Raw genomic sequence first — 22,040 nt, forward strand, 5'->3', positions numbered from 1 at the left:
TCGCCGGCCCCAGCCGGGCGGCCGCGAGCAAGGTCGCCAGCACCTGCGCGGCGTCGCCGTCCGCAGCGCGCCCCGGCACACGGTCCGAGCCCGGGTCCGGGTCCGCGACCCGGGGATCCGCGCGGACCAGGGCCGCGAGCCGGGCCGCCTCCCGCGCGTCGCTCGGCAGGTGCCCGACCACCGGGAAGAGCCCGAACCGGCTGCTGCGGACCCGCGTCAGGCGGCCGGCCTCCAGCAACTGGGCGCGTACCGCGCTCAGCGCGCCGTCCGCCACGCGTTCCAGCCAGGCCCGCGCCCCGAGCGCCCGGTCGGCGAGCACCATCCGTTCGAGCAGGGCGTCGGCGACCGGGTCGGGCGCGGCCGAGTAGTCCCGTACGAGCACCTCGTCCGGCCGCACCTCGACCCGCCCGGTCCGCTCCAGGTCCAGCAGGACGGCGGCGGCCAGCGCGTAACCGAGCTCCCGGTGCCGCCTGCGCACGACGACCCGGTCGAGGGTGGCGGCCACGGCGAGCAGCAGCGACTCGTGCAGGGGCGGACCCCCGGCGGACGGGCGCCGCAAGGTCAGCTGCCCTGCTCGAGGGGGAAGCCCTGCCTCTTCCAGTACTCGATTCCGCCCAGCATCTCCTTCACGCGCAGACCGTGGGCGGCGAGCTTGGCCGCGCCCTTGGTCCCGGCGTTGCAGCCCGGTCCCCAGCCGTACGTGACGTAGACCTGCCCGGGATCGAGGGCCGCGATGTCCTCGGGGGTCATGTCGTGGTGCGAGAGGTTGCGGGCGCCGGCGACGTGCTCGGCGCGGTAGGACTCGGGCTTGCGGACGTCGAGGACGACGAAGCCGCCGTGGCCCGCCCGCAGGTCGTGGTGGACGTCGTAGGCGTCCGTCTCGCAGCGCAGCTTCGCGCGGTAGAAGTACTCGACCGCCTCGGCGGGGTCCGCGGCGGGGACGCCGAGCACCTTGTGCTCCTCGTCGGCCAGCTCGCTCAGCAGGCCGGCCTTCAAGTCTTCGTAGTTCGTTCCACGGCTCATGAGGTCATGACACCTTTCCCATAACGGAGTTGAGTGAAGCGGAGAGCGACGGCGTCCCGGTGGACTCCGGGAGCCAGAGGTCTTCCGGCGAGAGGGCGGACACGTCGTACTTGCCGAGCGCGCTGATCAGCAGCTGCAGTTCGAAGCGCACCGCCTCGACCAGCCGCACCAGGCCCTCGCGCGGGTCCTCGGCGACCGCCAGCAGCGCTGCGCGGCCGAGCCCGACCGCGTCCGCACCGAGGGCGAGGGCCTTGAGGGCGCGCCCGCCCTCCCACATCCGGCCGGAAGCCAGCAGCCCGCGCTGCACGCCGCCCGCCGCGCGGATCCGGGTGAGGCACTCGCCCAGCCCCAGGCCGACCTGCGAGAGGAAGACGCGCGGTGCCCAGCCGGTGCCGCCCTCGGCGCCGTCGACGCTCACCGCGTCGGCGCCCGCCCGCAGGGCCACGTCGACGGCCCGGGCGATGTCGCGGCCCGGGGGCAGCTTCACCCACACGCGGCAGCGCGGGTAGTTGTTGCGCATCAGCCGGATCTGCTGGGTGAGGATCTCCTCGGTGAAGGTCCCCGGCGTGGCGCAGCGCACCACCTGGTCGCTGTCGGAGCCGTAGGTGTCGGTGATCTGGAACCGCTCGGACAGCGATCCGGCCGCCGCCCGGTCCACCAGGGTGATCCCGCCGAGGCCCGGCTTGGCACCCTGCCCCACCTTCAACTCAAAGGCCAGGCGACCCGATTCGAGCAGCGGGGCGACCGTCGGGTCGCTGTAGACCATGTTCCAGACCTCGGCGTCCGCGTCCTGCGTGGACTGCTGGACGACGATCCCGCCCGAGGTGCCGCCCGCTTCCAGGTACCCGGCGATCCTGGCCAGCAGCGAGCCGGGGCGGTGCTCGCCGCCGCGTCCGTAGCCGTTGACCGGTACGACGTTCTCGCCGATCACCATCGGGATGCCGAGCCGTCCGGCCTGCCGGCCGAGGTCCTCGCCGAGGGTGGACGAGGCGACCTGCGTGGAGCCGAAGGCGGAGACGTACAGCGGTACGGGGGAGAAGAATCCACCGATCGAGGTGGCCAGGACGACGTCGCCGGGCAGCGGTTCCTCGCCCAGGTCGAAGAGCTTCTCCAGCCGCTGCGGCACGAACACCGGCGGCACGATCCGCATCCGGTCGAGCGGGTCGCCACCGGCGGGGCCGCCGGGCTCCGCCCCGAGCAGCGCCCGTCCGTACGAGCCCGGTTCGGGGAAGGCGGCCGCCGCGCCGCGCCGGGCCCTGTCGCGGATCGCCTCCTCCTCGTACCCCGGTGCGCCGAGGGGGTGTCCGGTCATGCCGAGACCACCCCGGGGATCTTCGGGAAGGAGCAGGCCTGCCACACGGCGTCGAGGCCGGCCACGCAGCGGGTGAGCCGCTCCAGGCCGATGCCGAAGCCGGCGCTGGCGGGCAGGCCCTCGCGGGCGATGTCCAGGTACCAGCGGTACTTGGCGGGGTTCTCGCCGGTCTCGCGCATCCGGGTGATGAGCCGCGTGTATTCGTACTCGCGCTCGCTGCCGCTGATGACCTCGCCGAAGCCGCCCGGCAGGATCAGGTCGAAGTTGTGCAGCACACCGGGGTCGGTGGCGGACTCGCGGTCGTAGAAGCCGCGCGAGCCCTTGGGGTAGTCGACGACGAAGAAGGCGCCGAGGCTCTTGCGGGAGAGGATCTCCTCGCCCTCCCAGTCGAGTTCGGCGTCGGTGCTCTGCCCGTGGCCCATGGCCCGCAGCCGCTCGACGGCCTCCCGGTGCGTGATCCTCTCGAAGTCGGTCTCCGCGATCGCCCTCAGGGCGTCGACGTCCCGGCCCAGCACGGCCAGTTCGTCGCCCATGTCGGCGATGCAGGCGGCGACCACGTGGCGTACGAGCCGCTCGGCGAGCGCCGTCACGTCGTCCCGGGTGGCCCCGGCGACCTCGACGTCGATCTGGTGGAACTCGGCGAGGTGGCGGTGGGTGGTGGCCGTCTCCAGCGGCTCCAGGCGGACGTTGGGGGCCACGTTGAAGATCTTGTCGAAGGCCAGCAGCGAGGCCTGCTTGTAGAGGATGCCGCTGGTCATCAGCTTGTAGGTGTGCCCGTAGAAGTCGATGTCCACCTGCTTGGCGCCACGGCTGCCCGGGTCGGTCACCGCGCCGATGGTCGGCGGCAGCAGCTCCATGAAGCCCTCGGCCCCCAGCAGTTCGCGGGCGGCCGCCACGATCCGCTGCTGGATGCGCAGGGTGGCCCGGGTGGCGGGCGAGCGCAGGTGCTGAAGCGGCGGCGGCGGAACGAAGGTGTTCTGGCCGGCGTCCGGGACGGCGTCCTGGAGCGCCTGGACGGGTGAGACGGGTGAGACGGGTGCGATGGTCATGGCTGCTTCCCCAAAGAGTCGGAGGGCGTCGAAAAAGAGCGTGAAAGGTGCGTACGAAGAGCGGGCCGCGGCACGGGTCAGCCGTACAGCCAGTCGTGGAGCATGCGGTGCCCGAGCGAGTCGGCGGGTCCCAGGGAGTGCCCGGCCGCGAGGCGGTCGCGGAGCTCGTCCTTGGTGAACCAGCGGGCGTCGAGCAGTTCGCGCCGGTCTACGCGGATGACTTCCGAGGTGGCCCGGGCCCGGAAGCCCACCATCAGGCCGGACGGGAACGGCCAGCCCTGCGAGCCCTCGTACGAGAGCGGCACGACCGGCACGCCGGCTTCCTCGAAGATCTCGCGCTCCACGGCTCCCTCCAGGCTCTCGCCGATCTCGGCGAAACCTGCCAGCAGGGAAAAAGAGTTCTCGGGTGCGCCGCGGTGGCGGGCGAGCAGGCAGCGGGCCGGGTCACCCGGTGCCTGGACGAGAACGATCACAGCGGGTTCGATGCGGGGAAAGTGCTGCACGCCGCAGTCGGCGGAGCCGCAGACGCGGACGTGTCCGCCGTGCGCGCTCCCGGTGGCCGAGCCGCACACCCCGCAGTAGCGCTGGCGCCGGTGCCAGTGGAGCAGGCCCCTGGCACAGGCGAGCAGTGCCGCCTCCGGGGCGGTCAGCCGGGCGAACAGATCGCGGACGTCGGCCGTGGCGGCCGCGCCGGCGAGCCCGAGCGCCTCCTGCTCCCCGAGGTCCGACAGGTCGGCGGCGAACACCCCGCGGGGCTCTGCCTCCTCCCCGCCCGACCCGTCCCCGTCCTTGCGCTCCCCGTCCCCGCGCTCGCCGTCCCGCGGCTGCCCTTCGGTGCCGAGCAGTACGAGCTGCCCGGCGGCCGCCACGGTCGCGGCGGCCGCCGCACCGCGCAGTCGTAGGGGAGCGCCGGTGCGGGCGTCGAGCAGGCAGCGGCCGTTCCACAGGGGAACGAATTCGGCGTCCGGGGCCGCCAGCCTGGCGGCCACCCACGTCGGGTCCTCGCGGCGCCCACCGGCCCGGTCCAGGGCTATCCGTGCGTAGGCCGGAGCCGCCGCGGCGGACGCAATGGGTTCCATGGACGAGTTCGCTCCAGCCTTCGGGTTCGGTTCGACGGGGAGTGGCCGGATGTCGACCGCCTGGATCGAGACTGGCCCCGTGCCGCGTCCTGCCGCAAGAACAGCCGCACCTCGTGATCACGCCAGTCACAAGAACGACAGCGCGGCCGTGACCGGGGCGGGTCCGGGACCCGGGCGGCGCGGAGGCGTCCTTCTTACGCCAGACGCAATCACGAAGTCTTCCCTCCCTTGTAGCCACGATTCCCGCACGTCAGGCTCTGGTTTGGCAGAAGCGGTGAACCACGCCAAGCGCGATCAGGGCGTCTTTCGGACACGGAATCGATGCCCCTTCTGTATGCGCGGCCCGGGATGGAACCGGACGGAACCGCTGCCCAACCGAGATGACAAAACGAGGGAACCCAGTGACTCTTCATCACGCGGAAGTCGTTTCTTCCGTACCGGTCGCCGACGAGGTGAACGGAATCCTCCAGAAACACCTGGCCGAGATCTTCTCCGGGGAAGCGGCCGACGCGGTCAAGGAGCAGTTCAAGAACGAGCACATCGTCCCGCTGCGCGGCTTCTGCCCGCCGGAGCTCCTCGCGGCCCTGCAGGCCGAGGCCGGCGGGATCATGGACGAGCACGGCGTGGACCGCAAGTTCACCTTCGAGATCACCGACAACTCCCCGCGCCAGATGACCACCGTGGGGCAGCCGGTCATCAAGGAGCACGGCCCGCTCATCGACGCGCTGTACTTCTCCCCGGCCGTCAAGGACCTGCTCTCGGACGTCGTCGGCGAGGAGGTGCACACCTGCCCGTACGAGGGCGAGCACTACGTGATCAGCCGTCTCGGCAAGTCCGGTGACACCCACGGCTGGCACTGGGACGACTACACCTACGGCTTCATCCTGGTGCTGCACGCCCCCGACTACCGCGACGGCGGCTTCGTCCAGGCCGTCCCGCACACCTCGTGGGACAAGCAGAACCCGGACGTGCACGGCGCGCTGCTGAAGAGCCAGGTGCGCTCGTACGCCCTGGAGGCCGGTGACGCGTACGTCGTCAAGACCGACACGACGATGCACCGCGTGTACCCGATCCGCGGCGAGAGCACCCGCACGATCGTCAACATGACGTGGGCCAACGGCGCCGACCTGGGCCGCAACATCACCCACGAGACCAACGACGTCCTCTTCGGCGGCACCGGCGGCTCGACCGAAGCCAGCGAAACGGCTGTCGGCGTCTGATGGGGCAGCCACAGATCGAAGAGAACGGCCGCCAGGAGATCAGTCCGCGCGAGACCATGCGGGGGCTGCCGAAGATCGTCCAGCCGTACCTGACCTGGATCACCGGCGTCCCGCTGCAAGGCGGCAAGCAGCTGATCCCCTGGAGCCCCGCGAAGGCCGGGCTGCTGGGCCTCGGGCAGATGGCGGCCGGCATATCGGTCGGCGCCTGGGCCCTGCACCCCTTCACCGCCTGGTCGGTCCCCGTACTGATCCTGTGCTGGCTCGTGACCAGCGGCGGCATGCGGCGCCTCGACGTCGTCGTGATCCACCAGACGCTGCACCGGATGTTCACCAAGTCGGTGCGCGGCAACCGGATCGTGGGCGAGCTCATCAGCACCTTCTTCTGGCGGTCGCCCTACGACGACAACCGCAAGGAGCACCTCGCCCACCACGCCTTCCCCTGCTCCCTCAAGGACGGCGACACGCACTACCTGCTGTCGACCGGCATGCGCCCGGGCATGACCCGCTCGGAGTTCCGCAAGTACATCTGGGGGGCGCTGTTCTCGCCCTCCCACCACTCGCGGTTCTTCTTCGGCCGGCTGAAGTCCAACTTCATCGGGGTCCAGCCCCGGTACCGACTGGTCATGTCGGTGGTCTACCTCGCCGCCGTCGCCACCTTCATCGCCCTCACCGGCTGGTGGATGGAGTGGCTGGTGCTGTGGCTGGTGCCCGTCTCGGTGTTCTTCCAGTCGTGCACGTACCTGTACACGATGACCGAGCACCGCTGGTGGCTGTTCGGCAACCACGAGCGGCTCCCCCGCGACCAGCGCGACCTGCTCACCTTCGGCCGGTTCTGCGGAGAGGCGGTCCCGGACGACTCCGTGACCGGTCTGCGCAAGGCCGCGGCCTGGACCCGCTGGACCTTCCGGATGCTCGTCGTGCACTCCTCCTACCGGATGTTCGTGCTCGTCGGCGACACCGTCCAGCACGACCTGCACCACGTGATGCCGGCCTGCGACTGGGCCAACTCGCCCTGGATCAGGGCGGACGACGTGGGCAACCGGCCGGAGCGCTACACCGAGGTCTGGGGGTCGCTGGCCGATCACCTCCGCGCCGCGGGCCAGGTGGACAACGTCATGACGGGCCTGCCCGAGGGCGTCGTCCCGACCGAGTGGAGCGAGTCGGCCACCCAGCTCGCCTCCGCTTCTGCCTCCTCCGCGCCCTCGGGCGCCGAATCACCGGGACAGTAACCATGAACCGTCGTGTACTTGTGGTGGACGGGACCGGTCGCGGCCACGCGATCTGCGATCTCTTCGTACGCACCGACCCGACCGTAACGGTCTATTACGGACCCGGCTGCGCGGCGTCCGACGAGCCGCGCATCGTCTCCGTACCGCAGATCCGGCTCGATGATCCGGCGACCGCGCTGGACTTCCTCGCCGTGAATCCGGTGGAGTTCGTCTTCGTCTCCAACATCGACGCACTCTCCATCGGCTACGCGGACGACCTCCGCGCCCACGGTCACCAGGTGATCGGCCCGTCGCGGGCGGCGGCGAAGCTGGAGACCAGCAAGGAGCAGGGGAAGGTCTTCTGCGTCGAGCACGGACTGCCCACCGCGCGGTACGCGGCGTTCAACGACCCCGAGGCCGCACGGAAGTACGTGCACGAGGTGCCGTACTCCTGCGTCGTCAAAACCGACGGCCTGACCCCTGACGGGGACGGCGCCATCGTCTGCACCACCCCGGCCGAAGCGGAGCGGGCCGTCTCCCGCTTCGCCGACGCCCAGGGCGACGACTTCCACGTCGTGGTCGAGGAGCGCCTCTACGGCCGGGAGATCTCGGTCTTCGCGCTGCTCGACGGCGAGGACTACCTGATGTTCCCGACCGCACTGGACTTCAAGCGGACGCTGGAGGGCGACGCCGGGGGCAACTGCGACGGCATGGGATCCCTCGCCCCGCACCCGGACATCTCCCCCGCCCTGGTCGAGGAGGTCCGGCGGGTCCTCCTCGACCCCCTGATGGCGGGGCTGCGGGCGGAGCAGCTGGACTACAACGGCTTCGTGTACGTGGGCGCCATGCTCACGGCCGACGGCCTGCGCGTCATCGAGATCAACGCGCGGTTCGGCGACTCCGAGGCCGAGGCCGTCCTGCCCGCCGTACGCAGCGACTTCACCCGGCTCTGCGACGCCGTACTGGCCCGCAACATCGGGCAGCAGCAGCTGCTGACCGACGACCTCGTGCGCTGCACCGTCGCCCTCACCCAGGGCAGCCTGGATCCGCTCGACCCGGACGCGGCGCCGGGCTGGCCCTTCGGCCGCTTCGAGACGGGCCAGCCGATCAGCGGCCTCGCCGAGGTCGATCCGGCCCTGGCCCGGGTCTTCTACGCGAACGTCGCGCAGGACGCGCAGGGCAGGCCGGTCAGCAACGGCGGCCGGGTCCTGCACGTGGTCGGCGCCGGCGCCACCCTCGACGAGGCCCGCGCCCGCTCCTACTCACAGATCGCCAAGGTCTCCTTCCCCGGGATGCGCTACCGCGCGGACATCGGGGTTCTGCGCCAGCCCCTCACCGGCTGGACCCCGCAGGCACTGGCGGAGGCCGGGACACCGGCCGTCGCCACTCTTCCCTAACCGCCCCGTCCCTGAGATCCAGGAAGGCACCGCACATGACAACCGCCGCCAGCACGACGGTCTTCGAGGAGATCGAGTCCGCCGTCCGTACCTACTCGCGGTCTTTCCCGGCCGTGTTCGCCACCGCGAAGAACGAATCGCTCTACACCGCGGACGGGTCCCGCTACATCGACTTCCTCTCCGGGGCGGGCTCCCTCAACTACGGGCACAACCCCGAGCCGGTGAAGGGCGCGCTCCTCGACTACCTCGCGCAGGACGGCCTGATGCACGGCCTCGACTTCTCGACCTCCGCCAAGGCCGAGTTCCTGACGGCCTTCCGGGATCTCATCCTCAAACCCAGAGGCCTCTCCTACCGCGTCCAGTTCACCAGCCCCTCCGGCACCAACGCCGTCGAGGCGGCGCTGAAGCTGGCCCGCCTGGTGACGGGACGCACCAACGTCGTGGCCTTCAGCGGCGGTTTCCACGGGGTCAGCACCGGATCCCTCGCCGCGACCGGGTCGGGCTACTACCGCCAGGGCCTGGAGAACACCCTCCCGCAGACCACCCACATCCCTTACCCCGACTCCCCGCTCGGCAAGTTCGACAGCATCGACCTGCTCAAGATGCTCCTCGAAGACCCCAGCTCGGGCGTGGAGCTCCCGGCGGCCGTGCTCCTGGAGACGGTCCAGGGCGAGGGCGGCGTCTACCTGGCGCCCATCCCGTTCCTGCAGGACCTCCGCGAGGTCTGCGACCAGTACGGCATCCTCCTCATCGTCGACGACATCCAGGCCGGCTGCGGCCGCACCGGCTCCTTCTTCTCCTTCGAGCGGGCCGGGATCGTGCCCGACCTGGTCACCCTCTCGAAGTCCATCGGCGGCTACGGCCTGCCCATGGCCCTCCTGCTGATCAAGCCCGAGCTGGACATCTGGCGGCCCGGTCAGCACAACGGCACCTTCCGCGGCAACCAGCTGGCCTTCGTCGCCGCCACGGCGGCCCTGCGCCACTACTGGTCGGACGGCGCCTTCGCCGAGCAGGTCGTCAAGAAGGGCGCCCTCGTCCAGGAATGCCTGGAGCGCCGGGTCGAGAGCCGGTTCGGCGCCGAGGTGCGCGGCCGCGGCCTCATGTACGGCATCGACCTGAGCCCCGTACCGGGCCTGGAGGCGTCCAAGGTCTCCCGGCTCTGCTTCGAGCGGGGCCTGATCGTCGAGACCTGCGGTCGCGACGGCGAGGTCCTGAAGCTGCTGCCGCCGCTCACCATCAGTCAGGTCACCCTCTCCACGGGGCTCGACATCATCATCTCCGCCATCACCGATCTGGCGACCGACGCAGAATGCGGGTCCACCACCTCATGAAGACCGCCGTCATCATTTCCACCCGGGGCTTCGGCGTCTTCCGCCGCGACCTCCTCGTCGACCCCTCCGAGGTCCGCCTGATCGGCGTCTTCGCCGACCGCGACATCGAGAACCTGGCCGCCGAGCAGCGCGAGTGGTTCGACCGCATCCACGTCGTGCGCTGCGGGCAGGACGACCCCACCCCGATGCTGTACTCGCTGGTCGACCTCGACGAGGCCCGCGACGCCGTGGGCGCCCTGGTCGCCGAGGCCGGCACCGAGGACCTGAGCGTGCACTGCTACGACGAGCAGAACATGCTGGTCGCCGCCGAGATCCGCACGCACTTCGGGATCCGGGGCCCGCACCTCGAGGACATCCTGCCGTTCCGCGACAAGATCCTGATGAAGGACCTGCTGCTGAAGGCCGGCGTACGGGTGCCGCGGTTCGGGCACTACTCCGCCGAGCGGTTCGCCGAGGACGCGGTGGGCTACTTCCACTCGATCGTCGACGAGGTGGGCGTCCCCTTCATCATCAAGCCGACCGACGCGGCCGCCGCCGAGGGCGTCTACAAGATCTCCGACCTCCCCGGATTCCTGGCGCTGGAGGGCGACTTCGGCCGGAACTACGAGTACGAGGAGTTCGTCGAAGGGACGATGTACAGCGTCAACATCGTCTCCCGCGCCGGTGAGACCGTCTTCGGCGGCGTCACCGAGTACCTGGTGAACTCCCTCGACGTCCCCGGCGGCAAGGTCAACGCCGACATCAACCTGATCGACTCCGACCCGCGGGTGGCCCGCATGGTCGCCTTCGCCGACCAGGCGCTCGACGCCCTGGGCCGGCCCGACGGCGGCTCGCACCTGGAGCTGTTCCTGACCGAGGACGACGAGATGGTCTTCCTGGAGGTCGCCGCCCGCTTCAAGGGCATGGCGGGGCTCGCGGCCATGCAGCGCAACTACGGCGTCGCCTTCGTCAACCTGGCCTTCGAGATCGAATCCGGCGTCAAGAGCCGCCCGTACGACGGCGAGCAGATCTACTGCTACGACGGCGTCGTGCCCAAGACGCACGGGACCGTGGCCGAGCTCATCGAGCCGGAGCTGGAGAGCGACGTCGAGATGACGTGGAAGGTCTCCGTGGGCGACCTCATCGAGAAGAGCAACTCGCTCCTGGCCAACGGCGGCACCTTCCTCGTCTCCAACAAGGACTACGAGGCGGCGTACCGCGACTTCCGGCGGCTGGCCGACTACCGGCCGATCCGCTACGCGCAGGCCGGCTGACTCTCCCTCCCTCCTCCAAGGACCACTTCTCATGACGCAAGCCTTCGTTCTGCTCGAACTCCTCAACCACATGGTGCTGGTGGCCAAGGAGGCCAAGTCCCGCGGTCACCGGATCGTCGCCCTCAACCACGACCCGCTGCGCGACTCCGGCCCCTTCGCGGTGCCCGAGGGTCTGGTCGACGAGCTGATCACCATCGACTCCTGGTCCGACCGGGACCTGATCACGAAGACCATCACCGATGTGCACGAGCGCTACGAAGTCGTCGGCACCTACGCCGCCTTCGAGGCGACCCTGCCGTACGAGGCCGCGCTGCGCGAGCTCGCCGGCCTGCCGAACAACGGCGAGCAGAACGTCGTGGAGGTCCTCGACAAGGCCGCCGTCCGCGGCAAGCTGCGCGGAGCGGGCCTCTCCGACCTCGGCTCGGCCACCCTGACCGAGGCGCTGACCTGGACCGAGTGGCCGTTTCGGGCCGGGGCCATCCTCAAGCCGTCCAACGGGACCGGCAGTTCGCTGTGCTTCCGGGTCTCCTCGCTCGCCGAGCTGCGCGAGGCCGCGGAGCAGACCCGGTCCGTCGCGGTCGTGAACCCGCTGATGAAGGACTACATCCACCAGCACGGCGAGTTCGTCCTGGAGGAGGAGGCCGCCGGCGAGCTCCTGTCCGTGGAGTCCCTCGTCGACCGCGGCGAGGTCCACGTCCTCGGCCTGACCGGCCGCTACGTGCTGGCCTCCGACCCGGTCGTGGAGATGGGCCTGCAGTTCCCGTACCACCACCCGCGCAGCGCGGAGATCATCGCGAAGGCCAAGGCCATCCACCACGCCATGGGCGTCGTGCACGGTCCCACCCAGATCGAGTTCATGGTCCCGGAGGAGGGATCCGTCGAGCTGATCGACTTCAACGTCCGCAGCGCCGGCACCGCCTCCGTCGTCACCATCGGCGAGGCCTTCGCCACCCGCCACGAGGTCGCGCTGACCGATCTGGCCTGCGGGATCACCCCGGACGTGTCGTTCCTGGAGCGGCCCACCCGCTTCTCCACCGAGATGCTGCTGCTGCCGCCGCCCGGCGCCACCGTCATGACCGAGGTGACCTTCCCCGAGTCGGCGATCTGCTGCCGCCTCACCAAGACGCCCGGTGACCGGCTGTCCGGCCGCGCCGACCAGCTCGACGCCGTCGCCATGCTCGTCGTCACCGCCGACACCGCCGCCCAGGTGCACGCCGCCGCCGTCGAGGCCCGCCGCGCCACCGTCTTCGACGGGGCGCCGCTGGGCGACAACCCCAACAACCGGCTCTTCAGCTCCCCGCTCGTCGGGCAAGACCTGACCCGGCGGTACTGACCGTGACGGATACCGAGGAAGCGAAGGAGAGGCGCGTGGACGACTCCACCATTCTGATCGTCGGCGGCCGCACCGAGGCGCTGGAGAAGGCGACCGCCCTCGGCATCAAGACCGTGTTCCTCCAGCACAAGGACCGGCTGCTGCCCGGCCAGGTCGAGGCCGCGGACGTCACCCTGCTCATCGACTACACGGACTGGGAAGCCACGGGCCGGCTCATCCGCGCCGCCCACGAGGTGTACGGGTTCACCCGGGTGATGTCCCTGTCCGAGTCGGCCCTGGAGACGGTCGGGCGGATCAACGACCTGCTGGGCCTGGAGGGCACCCCGCACGAGGTGGTCCGCCGGTTCCGCGACAAGCTGGAGATGCGCGGCGTCCTGGCCGCGGCCGGCCTGCCCGACGTGGCCGCCGAACTCGTCGACGGCCCCGAGGCCATCGCCGCGTTCGGCGAGGCGCACGGCTACCCGCTGATCCTCAAGCCGGTGGACGGCGTGGGCAGCCGGGGCGTGGCCAGGATCGACGGTCCGCAGGAGGTGCCGGTGGCCTGGGAGACGACGTCGAGCCTGCGCGGGCGCACCGATCTGGAGCTGTCGCGGTTCCACCCCGTGGACCGCTTCCTGGTGGAGCAGTACATCGACGGCCCCGAGTACAGCGTCGAGGCGGTCTCGGCGAAGGGCGAGCACTCGGTGGTGGCCATCACCGAGAAGATCACCGAGGGCACCGTCGAGCGGGGCCACGCCCAGCCGGCCCGGCTCACCGCCCGACAGGAGAGCGAACTCGTCTCCTACATAGGCGAGTTCCTCACGGTCATGGGCCTGCGGGACGGCCTGTCCCACACCGAGGTGCGCCTGTCGTCCGCCGGACCGCGCGTCATCGAGTCGCACGACCGGGTCGGCGGCGGCCGGATCATGGACCTCACCCGGTACGTCTACGGGATCGACCTCGAGGAGTACGCGGTGGCCGGGCCGTTCGGCCTGCTGCCGCCGCTGCCCGCCGCCCCGGCCCCCCGGGCCGGCGCCGCGGCCGCCACCCGCTTCCTGACCGCGGAGCCGGGCGAAGTGGTCGAGGTGCAGGGCCTGGACGAGGTCCGCGCCCACCCCGGCCTGATCGACGTCGACCCCGGAGTCTCGCCCGGCGACCTGGTCAGGGCCGTGACGGAGAACTTCGACCGCATCGGACAGCTGGTGGCCCGCGCCGGCAGCACCGACGCGGCCGTGGAACTGTGCGAGTCCCTGGTCGACAAGATCACCGTCCGGACCCGCCCCACGACGACCGACTGATCCGGCGCAGCCGGGCCCGGACCGGGCCCGGCTGCCGCCGCGTACCGCCGCCCCCGCGGCCCCCGGGCGTCCGCCGCGCCCACCACCCCCACCCCCTTGCTCGCCCCGCCCCGCCGACAACGCTGTGAAGGAACCCCCCATGACGAACACGACCGCGACCCCCCCCGGGCAGACGCCGCCCCCCGAGGGCGAGAGCCTGATGTCCCGGCTGGGCCTCCCCCAGATGAAGGGCCAGGGCAACCTCGTCGGCGCACACGCCATCGACAGCGTGGGAAGCGGCCTGGTCCTGGCCTTCATCGTGGTCTATTTCGCGCAGACCACGACGCTGTCGCTGCCGGCCATCGGCGCCGCGCTCACCCTGGCGAGGTTCCTGGCCTTCCCCACCGCGATCCTCGTCGGCCCGCTGATCGACCGCTTCGGAGCCCGCACCGTGGCCGCCGCCGGCAACCTCATCTCGGCCGTGGGCTTCGGCGGGTTCCTCCTCGCCGACCAGGTGTGGAAGATCGTGATCGTGGCCCTGCTGACCCAGGCGGGCCAGGCCACGTACTGGACGAGCAGCAGCGGCCTGGTGGTCCTGGCCGCGAAGGACGGCGAGCGGCCCCGCTGGTTCGGCTTCGTCCGCGCCCTGCGCAACATGGGCCTGGGCCTCGGCGGCGCCATCGCGGCCTTCGCCGTGGGCTTCGGCGGCACCGCCGGCCTGGACGCGGTCGTCATAGCCAACACCCTCAGCTTCGTCCTCGGCGCGGCCCTCCTGCTCACCTGGCGGCCGGACGCTGAAGCCGCCGCCAAGGCGCAGGCCGCCGCCTCGACGACCGTGGACGAGCCGCCCGCGAAGGTCTCGTACGCCACCGTGCTGCGCGACCGCCCGTACATGACGATGGTCTCGCTCAACCTTCTGTGCGTCTTCGGCGCCATGCTCAACAGCGTGCTGCTGGCCGTCTACATCATCGAGGGGCTGCACCGCGGCGCCTGGCTGGCGGGCACCCTGCTCGTCCTCAACACCATCCAGGTGGCCGCCACCCAGACGATCATCAGCCGGCAGCTGGAGCGGTTCCGCCAGACCCGCCTGATCGCGGCCGCCTGCGGACTCAACATCCTCGCCTTCGGGATCTTCGGCGCGCTCAGCGAGTCGCCGAGCTGGCTGGTGGTCGCCGGGCTGTACGTGGCCATGTTCATCTACACCCTCGCCGAGATCGTCCAGGCTCCGCCGATGGACGACCTCAGCGTCTCGCTGGCGCCCAAGCACGCCCGCGGCCGGTACCTCGCGGTCTTCCAGCTCTCCTGGACGGTCGGCCAGACCCTGGCTCCCGGACTGCTCACCCTGCTGCTCTCCAAGGGAGCGGTCTGGCCCTGGGTCTTCCTCGTGTGCGTCAGCACCATCGGGATCCCGCTGGTCCTGCGGCTGGAGAAGATGATGGCCGCGCGCGACGCGCAGGCGGCTCGGGCGGAGAACGAGCCGGTCGCGGCCACCGCGTAGCCGGCCCCGCGCGTCGGCCCCGCGCAGTCGGCACCGCGCACGGACGCCCCGCACGTCCCCCGCGATAGCCCCGCACCGGCCGCCGGCCGGTGCGGGGCTCCGTGGCTGCCCCGCACCGGGAGCGTCAGGCGGACACTCCGGTCACCTTCGCCGTCCATGCGGCCACCACGTCGTCGAGCACCGCCATCGGCAGGGCGCCGCCGCCCAGCACCAGATCGTGAAAGGCGCGGACATCGAAGTCCGCGCCCATTTCCCGCTCGGCCCTCGCCCGCAGCCGCTGAATTTCCAGCCGCCCGACCATATAGGAAAGAGCCTGGGCGGGCATTTCAATGTACCGGTCGGTTTCGGACTGGATCTCCACTTCCGACATCACCGTATTGGTCCGCAGGTATTCGACCACCCGCTGCCGGCTCCAGCCGAATGCATGCAATCCCGTATCCACCACGAGCCGGGCCGCCCGGGTCGAATCCATCGCGAGCATGCCGAGCCGCGCGATGTCATCGGAATAGAGGCCCATCTCGTCGGCCAGCCGCTCGCTGTACAGCCCCCACCCCTCGCTGTAGGAGTTGATCGCCGCCAGGCGCCTCAGCCGCGGCAGCTCCGTCAGCTCCTGGGCCACCGTGATCTGGAAGTGGTGCCCGGGCACCGCCTCGTGGAAGGTGACCGCCTCCGCGATGTACCGGTCCCTATCGGTCGACCGATAGGTATTGACCAGGTACGTACCCGGCCGCGACCCGTCCAGCGCCCCCGGGTTGTACCAGGCGGAGGCCGCGTTGGGCGCGTCCGCCTCCGGTGTGGGCTCCAGCACGCAGCGGTGCGAGGGCATCAGGCCGAACCACTGCGGCGCCGCCTCCTCCGCGCGGTCCATCGTCGCCCGCGTGGAGGCCAGCACCTCTTCCGCGCTGCCCCAGCGCAGCGACTCGTCCGTACGCAGCCGGTGCTGCACCTCGGCCACCGTGTGCAGTCCGAAGACCCGGGACCCGATCGCCACGTACTCCTCGGCCAGCCGCTCGATCAGGTCGAGGCCGGTCCGGTGCAGCTGCTCGGGGGTGAGCTCGGTCGTGGTGTGCACCCGCGCCAGCGCCGCGTAGGCCTCCCGGCCCTCCGGCAGCCAGCACAGGCCCACCTGCTCCGGGGGACGGCCGTGCGGCGCGATGTCCTTGTCCAGTACCTCGCGGTACGCGGCGAACGCCGGCCGCACCGCCTCCTCGATCAGGCGGTCCCGCTCCGCGGCCCGCGGCCCGGTCAGCACCGGCGCGCGGAACGGGTCGCCCTCGGGGTCCGCGAGGTACGCGTCCAGCCGGGACACCGCGTAGCGCGCCCGCTCCGCCACCGGGAGCCGACCGGCGGCCACTCCGGCGCGGTGCCGCGCCGCCGCCTTCTCCAGGTAGGCGGGGATCGAGGCCAGCCGCGTCAGGTACGCGCGCTCCTGCTCCTCGTCGATCGGACGGGCGAGCGGCACCATGGTCAGGAGCCGGGCGATCGGCGAGACCAGGTAGTCGACCATGGTGTGCTCGACCAGCCGGGCGTCGATCCGGGCCACCACCGCGGCCGCCTGCTGGAGCACCACCGCCCGGGTCACCCATTCCGGGCCCTCGGCATCGAGTTCCTCGGCGGCCTTGGCGATACTCAGCGCCCGTTCCCGCAATTGCGCTTCCGACGCTTCGTCGTGGTCGCTCAGCAGATGGTCATACCCGGGCAGGCCCTGAATGAACTCGTGGAGGGGATCTTCTTCGGCAATAACATCGAGTAGCTCGTCAGCGAGCTTGGCTATCGTGATCACGAAAGCATCCTAAGACGGCCGCGAGCCGCCCGGCAGAAGAATTCTCCCCTTATTGCCCGGCAGCTCGACATTCGTTTCACAATTCGTAGCGCACTCGGCCATCCGGCCCACAGGACCGCAAAAGCGGGCACTTATCCGATGACGAGGTTCTTCTCGCGGATCAGATATCCCAGCTGGAGCCGGCTCTCGGCGCCCACCCGGGCCATGATGTCCGAGACGTGGCGCTGGCAGGTGCGCACCGAGATGCCGAGCGTGCGCGCCACCGCCCGATCGTCGGCGCCTTCGATGAGCAGGCTCATGATCGCCTGCTTGGTCTGGTCGGTGAGGTCCTGGACCACCGGCCGGTCGCGGCCCTGGTCGATCGCCTCGCCGCGCACCCACAGCAGTTCGAAGACCTGGACCATGAAGGTGCAGATCCCCGCGTCGCGGATGAGGACGGCCCCGCCGCTCGTGTCGCCGAGCGGGATGACCGCCGTCTCGCGGTCGAAGACGAGGAGGCGCATCAGGCCGCCGGTGATCGTACGGATCTGCGCGCCGTGGGAGGTCAGCAGTGCGGCGTGCTGGCTGGTGTCCGCGTCGAAGCGGGCCGAGTACTGGTAGAGCGTCCTGAGCTTGATCCCGCGGCCCAGCAGGTCCAGGTCGCGGCCCGCGGACTCGGTGAGCTCGTCCTTGGGGCGGGGCCCGCCCGGCTGCGCGGCCAGTACCTCTTCTTTACAGGTGACGGCCAGCTGGGTGAGCGTCTCCCGGATCGTGGAGACCGAAGTGATCCATTCCAGGGCGGGGGCCTGGCCGGCGCCCGCGTGCGCGTACACCGAGGACAGCGACTGGATCTGGTCACGCAGCAACGAGAGCCGGCGGCGTTCCTCGAGCAGCCGCGACTCGTGCGCGTTGAGGGTGCTGATGGAGGTTTCGGACGGGGAGACCGCGGTGACCAGCTCGGTCCCGATCCGGCGCAGCAGGCCGAGTTCGAGCAGCGTGTCGAGGGCCTCGGCGGCCTCGTCGGGGCTGCATTCGGCGGCGAGCGCCGCGTTGCCGACGTTCAGTACGGTCCGGTGGGCTATCCACCGGTACAGCTCCATGGCTATGGGATGGAGGGTGGGAACAGCGTCGATCAGGCCAAGTGGGTCGGTACCGTTTTGGTTCATTTTGGGGCTGTCTCTCTTGCGACAGTCTTGATCACGAGGTCGGTCGGATCTTGCCACCTGCGGCTTGCTCACGCCAGCCTCGAAGGCGCGGGGCGGGCAGCCGAAGCCCCTCCGTTTCCATGGCTTTTCGGGGGGATTGAGAATGAAACGTACGGCATTTGCCGTCTTTGTGGCAGCATTTTCCATTGTGGCCGTGTTCGGCATTCACGCCGTTCGCGACGTACGCGCCGTGCCCGCTTCGGCGGCCGCGGACCGCGTGGTGGCCGAAGACTCCGGGACGGACACCGGCTGGGGCACCGCCCCCCGCTGAGCCGCCGCCCGCCGGGCCGGCGGTCGCGGCCGGTCCCGCGGTCGCGGCCGGGTTGGCCCGTCCGTGCGCACCGCGCGGGGCCGCCGCGTGACCGCCCGCCCCCTCGGCCGTTGTCACGGTATGACCAAGACCCAGCGCATCCTCGCCGCCTTCGCCCTCGCGGGGGCCGCCGCGGGCCTCGCCGCACCGGCCGCCACCGCCGCTCCCGTCGCCCCGCTCACCCTCCCGGACCTGCCGACGGCGGCCCCGGGGATGCCGGAGGGCGCCGCCCCGTCCTCCGTGCAGGAGCTCGGCGGCCGGCTGAACGGCGGCCTGAACGAGCTCAACCAGCTGATGGAGGTCCCGAACCAGCTGCAGCCCGTGATCGCCCCCGTCCAGCCCCTCACCGACCTGCTCGGCGGCCTGGAGTAGCTCGCCGGGTGAGCTCGCGGGTCCCGGCCGGACCATACGGAGAAGGCCCCGACCGGAGCCGGGACCTTCGACGGTGGGGACGGGGGAAGTGGCATCGGGGGGACAAGCCACTTCCCCCGATCGGAACGGAACCTGCCAGTCCGAGCCGCGGTCAGGGGGAAGCTCGCGGCTCGGACCCCGCAGTGAGGTCCCGTCCCTCACCCACCGGCTTCCTGCCAGAACCGGTGGGCTCGTGTTCAATTCTGCGGCTCCCCCCACCCCCGGCCCCCCGGCAAAGGGCCTGGGATGCCGGGCCATTGGTCCCTAAAGGGCAGGTGAGGGTTCGAACAGCAGCGGTTAGACTCACCCGACCTTGCAGGACCGGTTGGGGAGGCCGACAGCGCACGTGGAAACCAAGAAGCTGATCTCGGGCGCCCTCACCGTCTTCGTCCTCTTCGTCATCATCACTCAGCCCAAAAAAGCCGCCGATATGGTGCAAATCGGGTTCCAGGGGATCTCGGATGCCGCGAACGCGATCGGCGAGTTCATGACCGAACTGGTGCGCTGAACCCGTACGCTGAAGCGGTTTCCGGACTTCCCGGCCCCCCACTCCGACGGGTGGGGGGCTTTTCGCGTTCCCGCAGACGGGGCAAGATGCCCTGTTATGCCCAACTTGCCCTCAACACGGCAATATACGGTGCTTGCACACAGTGCACATGTCTTGTGATGCTATGACCGCTTTTGACGGATGAGTTGATGACGTGACGTGAAGGGGTGGCGTGACCGTGCCGGCCAGTACTGCGCCTCAGGTGCCGCCCCAGCAGGACTCACAGCTGGATTCGCAGCTGGGCTCACAGCCCGACCCGCGACAGGACCCGCACCCGCAGCCCCCGCAGGATCCGGGGCAGGACCCCGGGCAGGCCCCGCGGCAGGACCCGGGGCCCCGCCCCGACCCGCCCCGGGACCCGCAGCCCGAGTCGCACGTACCGCCCCAGCAGGAGGCCCCCCCGGGGCCCGCGGTCACCTTCACGCCGAGGCCGCAGAGCACCCGCGGCGCCGACACCCGCGCCCTCACCCAGGTGCTCTTCGGGCAGCTGAAGGACCTGGAGCCGGGCACCGGCGAACACACCCGGGTGCGCGCGGCCCTCATCGAGGCCAACCTCCCGCTCGTCCGGTACGCGGCCGCCCGCTTCCGCAGCCGCAACGAGCCGATGGAGGACGTGGTCCAGGTCGGCACGATCGGACTGATCAACGCGATCGACCGGTTCGACCCCGAGCGCGGGGTGCAGTTCCCGACCTTCGCGATGCCGACCGTCGTGGGCGAGATCAAGCGGTACTTCCGCGACAACGTCCGCACCGTCCACGTCCCGCGCCGCCTCCACGAGCTGTGGGTCCAGGTCAACGCCGCCACCGAGGACCTCACCACCCTCCACGGCCGCACCCCGACCACCCCCGAGATCGCCGAGCGGCTGCGCATCAGCGAGGACGAGGTGCTGTCCTGCATCGAGGCCGGCCGCAGCTACCACGCGACCTCCCTGGAGGCCGCCCAGGAGGGTGACGGCCTGCCGGGCCTGCTCGACCGCCTCGGCTACGAGGACCCCGAGCTGGCCGGGGTCGAACACCGCGACCTCGTCCGCCACCTCCTCGTACAACTGCCCGAGCGGGAGCAGCGGATCCTCCTCCTGCGGTACTACAACAATCTGACGCAGTCGCAGATCAGCGCCGAGCTCGGCGTCTCGCAGATGCACGTCTCACGGCTGCTCGCCCGGAGCTTCGCCCGGCTGCGATCCGCAAACAGGATCGAGGCTTAACCGGATCGGGTGGAGATCATTCCCCGCGTTTCCTGACAGACCGGCACCAATGCGCCCTAGAGCAGGCCTATCGTGCTCTGTCGCTGGAGATACATGTCGACATGGCGCTACAGCGTGTTGCCGACATGTGACATTCTGCTGGAACCGCGTTTGCCGCAGCCCCGCCTCCGGTATTCAGGTGGAGGCTGCGTTCCTCCGACGGGCGCGCAGAGAAACGCGACCGTCCGCGACCTCAAGGGGGTGGCATGTCCGTAGACCAGGGCAGCTCGAAGGTGCTCACGCTCGTCAAGCGTGAAATGCCGGCAGTGTCCAACCGCTCGGAAGCCATCGACACCACCCGCATTGACACCCGCACCCTCTCCCGCTCCCTCTTCCACCGACTTGCCGGTCTGGACGCGGACAGCCCGGAGCGGGCGTACGTGCGCGACACCCTGATCGAGCTGAACCTCCCCCTCGTGCGGTACGCGGCGGCACGCTTCCGCAGCCGCAACGAGCCGATGGAGGACATCGTCCAGGTCGGCACGATCGGGCTGATCAAGGCCATCGACCGGTTCGACTGCGAGCGCGGCGTGGAGTTCCCGACGTTCGCGATGCCGACGGTCGTCGGTGAGATCAAACGGTTCTTCCGCGACACCTCCTGGTCCGTCCGCGTCCCGCGCCGGCTCCAGGAACTGCGCCTGGCCCTCACCAAGGCCAGCGACGAGCTCGCCCAGAAGCTCGACCGCTCGCCGACCGTGCCGGAGCTCGCCGCCGTGCTCGGGGTCTCGGAGGAGGACGTGGTCGACGGCCTCGCCGTCGGCAACGCCTACACCGCCTCCTCCCTCGACTCGCCCTCCCCCGAGGACGAGGGCGGCGAGGGCTCGCTCGCGGACCGGCTGGGGTACGAGGACACCGCGCTGGAGGGAGTCGAGTACCGCGAGTCGCTCAAGCCGCTGCTGGCCAAACTCCCGCCGCGGGAACGGCAGATCATCATGCTGCGGTTCTTCGCGAACATGACGCAGTCGCAGATCGGCGAGGAGGTCGGCATCTCCCAGATGCACGTCTCCCGGCTGCTCACGCGCACGCTCGCGCAGCTGCGGGTCGGCCTGATCGGCGAGTAGCCGCCCCCGCCGAACCCACCGGCAATCCGCGACACCGACTTCCCAATTGACGGGACGTCAGGAAAACTGCCCGGATGCGAAAGGCATCGCGGTCAGCCGCCCCCCTCGCCGTCCTCGTCCTGTGCTGCACGGCTGCCGCCGCCCTCACCGGCTGCGGCGGCCCGGCGCGCGAGGGCTACGTGGCCGTGGGCGCGGCGGCCGCGGTCCCCGAGCGGGGCGCGGGCGAGAACGTCGTGCCGAAGGGCGGGGTGGAGTTCCAGCCCCTGCCACCGGCGACGGCGGGAGCCGGCGCCTCTTCGAGCAGTACGTCGACCGGCACCCCGGGATCCCAGCCCCCCGGCGGCTCCGCCCCGGGCGGAGCCACGACCACCGCACCCGGCGGCTCCGGGAACCGGCCCGGCGCCACACCCGGTGCGAGGCCTCCCACCACTGCGGGCGCCGCCCCCGACGGATCCACCGGATCCCCGGGCCCCACCGGATCCACAGGGCCCACCGGACCCGGCACCCCGACGGACCCGGCCACGGGGCCGGGCACGGGGCCG

At 70.8% G+C, this 22,040-nt stretch carries 19 protein-coding genes and 1 pseudogene; 13 read left to right on the top strand and 7 right to left on the bottom strand.

Going from position 1 to position 22,040, the window contains the following annotated elements:
* The 5 genes from J7E97_RS32445 to nudC form a co-directional block, all read right to left on the bottom strand.
* Positions 1–559, bottom strand: a 559-nt coding sequence (locus J7E97_RS32445) for a GPP34 family phosphoprotein (RefSeq protein ID WP_215034720.1), incomplete at its 3' end; no start/stop codon positions are given.
* Positions 560–561: 2 nt separating this feature from the next.
* Complete coding sequence (locus tag J7E97_RS32450) at positions 562–1,023, bottom strand: rhodanese-like domain-containing protein (protein WP_215034721.1); 462 nt, start codon at positions 1,021–1,023, stop codon at positions 562–564.
* A gap of 4 nt (positions 1,024–1,027) precedes the next feature.
* A complete protein-coding gene (locus J7E97_RS32455; RefSeq protein WP_215034723.1) occupies positions 1,028–2,335 on the bottom strand; it encodes a glutamate synthase-related protein in 1,308 nt (435 codons plus the stop codon).
* On the bottom strand, positions 2,332–3,384 hold the full coding sequence (locus J7E97_RS32460) for an asparagine synthetase A (protein WP_215034725.1): 1,053 nt from the start codon (positions 3,382–3,384) through the stop codon (positions 2,332–2,334). Before J7E97_RS32460 ends, J7E97_RS32455 begins: the two co-directional genes overlap by 4 nt.
* A 77-nt stretch (positions 3,385–3,461) precedes the next feature.
* Complete coding sequence (nudC, locus tag J7E97_RS32465; RefSeq protein ID WP_215034727.1) at positions 3,462–4,463, bottom strand: NAD(+) diphosphatase; 1,002 nt, start codon at positions 4,461–4,463, stop codon at positions 3,462–3,464.
* A 401-nt stretch (positions 4,464–4,864) separates the two neighbouring features.
* Between nudC and J7E97_RS32470 the strand changes: the two genes are divergently transcribed.
* The 8 genes from J7E97_RS32470 (at position 4,865) to J7E97_RS32505 (ending at position 14,959) form a co-directional block, all read left to right on the top strand.
* Positions 4,865–5,683 carry an ArpA protein gene (locus J7E97_RS32470; protein ID WP_215034729.1) on the top strand — a complete coding sequence of 273 codons (819 nt, stop codon included), beginning with the start codon at positions 4,865–4,867 and terminating at the stop codon, positions 5,681–5,683.
* A complete protein-coding gene (locus J7E97_RS32475) occupies positions 5,683–6,912 on the top strand; it encodes a fatty acid desaturase (RefSeq protein WP_215034730.1) in 1,230 nt (409 codons plus the stop codon). Before J7E97_RS32470 ends, J7E97_RS32475 begins: the two co-directional genes overlap by 1 nt.
* Positions 6,913–6,914: 2 nt before the next feature.
* A complete protein-coding gene (gene purD, locus J7E97_RS32480; RefSeq protein ID WP_215034732.1) occupies positions 6,915–8,288 on the top strand; it encodes a phosphoribosylamine--glycine ligase in 1,374 nt (457 codons plus the stop codon).
* 35 nt (positions 8,289–8,323) lie between these two features.
* Positions 8,324–9,619, top strand: coding sequence for a diaminobutyrate--2-oxoglutarate transaminase (gene ectB, locus J7E97_RS32485; protein WP_215034734.1), 1,296 nt, complete (start codon positions 8,324–8,326; stop codon positions 9,617–9,619).
* Positions 9,616–10,872 carry an acetyl-CoA carboxylase biotin carboxylase subunit family protein gene (locus tag J7E97_RS32490; RefSeq protein WP_215034736.1) on the top strand — a complete coding sequence of 419 codons (1,257 nt, stop codon included), beginning with the start codon at positions 9,616–9,618 and terminating at the stop codon, positions 10,870–10,872. Before ectB ends, J7E97_RS32490 begins: the two co-directional genes overlap by 4 nt.
* 31 nt (positions 10,873–10,903) lie before the next feature.
* Entirely contained in the window at positions 10,904–12,205 is a 1,302-nt protein-coding gene (locus J7E97_RS32495) for an acetyl-CoA carboxylase biotin carboxylase subunit family protein (RefSeq protein ID WP_215034738.1), read from the top strand.
* A 35-nt stretch (positions 12,206–12,240) separates the two neighbouring features.
* Positions 12,241–13,482, top strand: coding sequence for an ATP-grasp domain-containing protein (locus J7E97_RS32500; protein ID WP_215034740.1), 1,242 nt, complete (start codon positions 12,241–12,243; stop codon positions 13,480–13,482).
* Positions 13,483–13,621: 139 nt separating this feature from the next.
* On the top strand, positions 13,622–14,959 hold the full coding sequence (locus J7E97_RS32505) for an MFS transporter (protein ID WP_285428972.1): 1,338 nt from the start codon (positions 13,622–13,624) through the stop codon (positions 14,957–14,959).
* Positions 14,960–15,083: 124 nt separating this feature from the next.
* Here the strand turns inward: J7E97_RS32505 and J7E97_RS32510 are convergent, their stop codons facing one another.
* Positions 15,084–16,742 carry a DUF885 family protein gene (locus J7E97_RS32510; protein ID WP_215034742.1) on the bottom strand — a complete coding sequence of 553 codons (1,659 nt, stop codon included), beginning with the start codon at positions 16,740–16,742 and terminating at the stop codon, positions 15,084–15,086.
* A 131-nt stretch (positions 16,743–16,873) separates the two neighbouring features.
* On the bottom strand, positions 16,874–17,887 hold the full coding sequence (locus tag J7E97_RS32515; RefSeq protein WP_215034744.1) for a helix-turn-helix transcriptional regulator: 1,014 nt from the start codon (positions 17,885–17,887) through the stop codon (positions 16,874–16,876).
* A gap of 430 nt (positions 17,888–18,317) precedes the next feature.
* Here J7E97_RS32515 and J7E97_RS32520 point away from each other — a divergent pair, with 430 nt between their 5' ends.
* The 5 genes and pseudogenes from J7E97_RS32520 to J7E97_RS32540 all read left to right on the top strand — a co-directional run.
* Positions 18,318–18,608: a hypothetical protein gene (locus tag J7E97_RS32520; RefSeq protein ID WP_215034746.1), complete on the top strand. Its 291-nt coding sequence runs from the start codon at positions 18,318–18,320 to the stop codon at positions 18,606–18,608.
* A 385-nt stretch (positions 18,609–18,993) separates the two neighbouring features.
* Positions 18,994–19,155 (top strand): hypothetical protein, encoded by a 162-nt coding sequence (locus J7E97_RS32525; RefSeq protein WP_308346904.1) that lies wholly within the window; start codon positions 18,994–18,996, stop codon positions 19,153–19,155.
* Positions 19,156–19,372: 217 nt separating this feature from the next.
* Positions 19,373–20,398 (top strand): RNA polymerase sigma factor SigF, encoded by a 1,026-nt coding sequence (locus J7E97_RS32530; protein ID WP_215034751.1) that lies wholly within the window; start codon positions 19,373–19,375, stop codon positions 20,396–20,398.
* Between the two features lie 245 nt (positions 20,399–20,643).
* Positions 20,644–21,498 (top strand): RNA polymerase sigma factor SigF, encoded by an 855-nt coding sequence (locus J7E97_RS32535; protein ID WP_215034753.1) that lies wholly within the window; start codon positions 20,644–20,646, stop codon positions 21,496–21,498.
* Between the two features lie 74 nt (positions 21,499–21,572).
* Positions 21,573–22,040: pseudogene (locus J7E97_RS32540) on the top strand (hypothetical protein); the annotation flags it as partial.

It is taken from the genome of Streptomyces sp. ISL-66 (assembly GCF_018614135.1).
Classification (GTDB): Bacteria; Actinomycetota; Actinomycetes; order Streptomycetales; family Streptomycetaceae; genus Streptomyces.

Bases quoted from the DNA above. Each gene is read 5' to 3' on its own strand.
- J7E97_RS32455 (WP_215034723.1), bottom strand. From the start codon at position 2,335: ATGACCGGACACCCCCTCGGCGCACCGGGGTACGAGGAGGAGGCGATC.
- J7E97_RS32505 (WP_285428972.1), top strand. From the start codon at position 13,622: ATGACGAACACGACCGCGACCCCCCCCGGGCAGACGCCGCCCCCCGAG.
- J7E97_RS32520 (WP_215034746.1), top strand. From the start codon at position 18,318: ATGACCAAGACCCAGCGCATCCTCGCCGCCTTCGCCCTCGCGGGGGCC.
- J7E97_RS32490 (WP_215034736.1), top strand. From the start codon at position 9,616: ATGAAGACCGCCGTCATCATTTCCACCCGGGGCTTCGGCGTCTTCCGC.
- J7E97_RS32475 (WP_215034730.1), top strand. From the start codon at position 5,683: ATGGGGCAGCCACAGATCGAAGAGAACGGCCGCCAGGAGATCAGTCCG.
- J7E97_RS32515 (WP_215034744.1), bottom strand. From the start codon at position 17,887: ATGAACCAAAACGGTACCGACCCACTTGGCCTGATCGACGCTGTTCCC.
- purD (WP_215034732.1), top strand. From the start codon at position 6,915: ATGAACCGTCGTGTACTTGTGGTGGACGGGACCGGTCGCGGCCACGCG.
- J7E97_RS32460 (WP_215034725.1), bottom strand. From the start codon at position 3,384: ATGACCATCGCACCCGTCTCACCCGTCTCACCCGTCCAGGCGCTCCAG.
- nudC (WP_215034727.1), bottom strand. From the start codon at position 4,463: ATGGAACCCATTGCGTCCGCCGCGGCGGCTCCGGCCTACGCACGGATA.
- J7E97_RS32495 (WP_215034738.1), top strand. From the start codon at position 10,904: ATGACGCAAGCCTTCGTTCTGCTCGAACTCCTCAACCACATGGTGCTG.
- ectB (WP_215034734.1), top strand. From the start codon at position 8,324: ATGACAACCGCCGCCAGCACGACGGTCTTCGAGGAGATCGAGTCCGCC.
- J7E97_RS32535 (WP_215034753.1), top strand. From the start codon at position 20,644: ATGTCCGTAGACCAGGGCAGCTCGAAGGTGCTCACGCTCGTCAAGCGT.
- J7E97_RS32450 (WP_215034721.1), bottom strand. From the start codon at position 1,023: ATGAGCCGTGGAACGAACTACGAAGACTTGAAGGCCGGCCTGCTGAGC.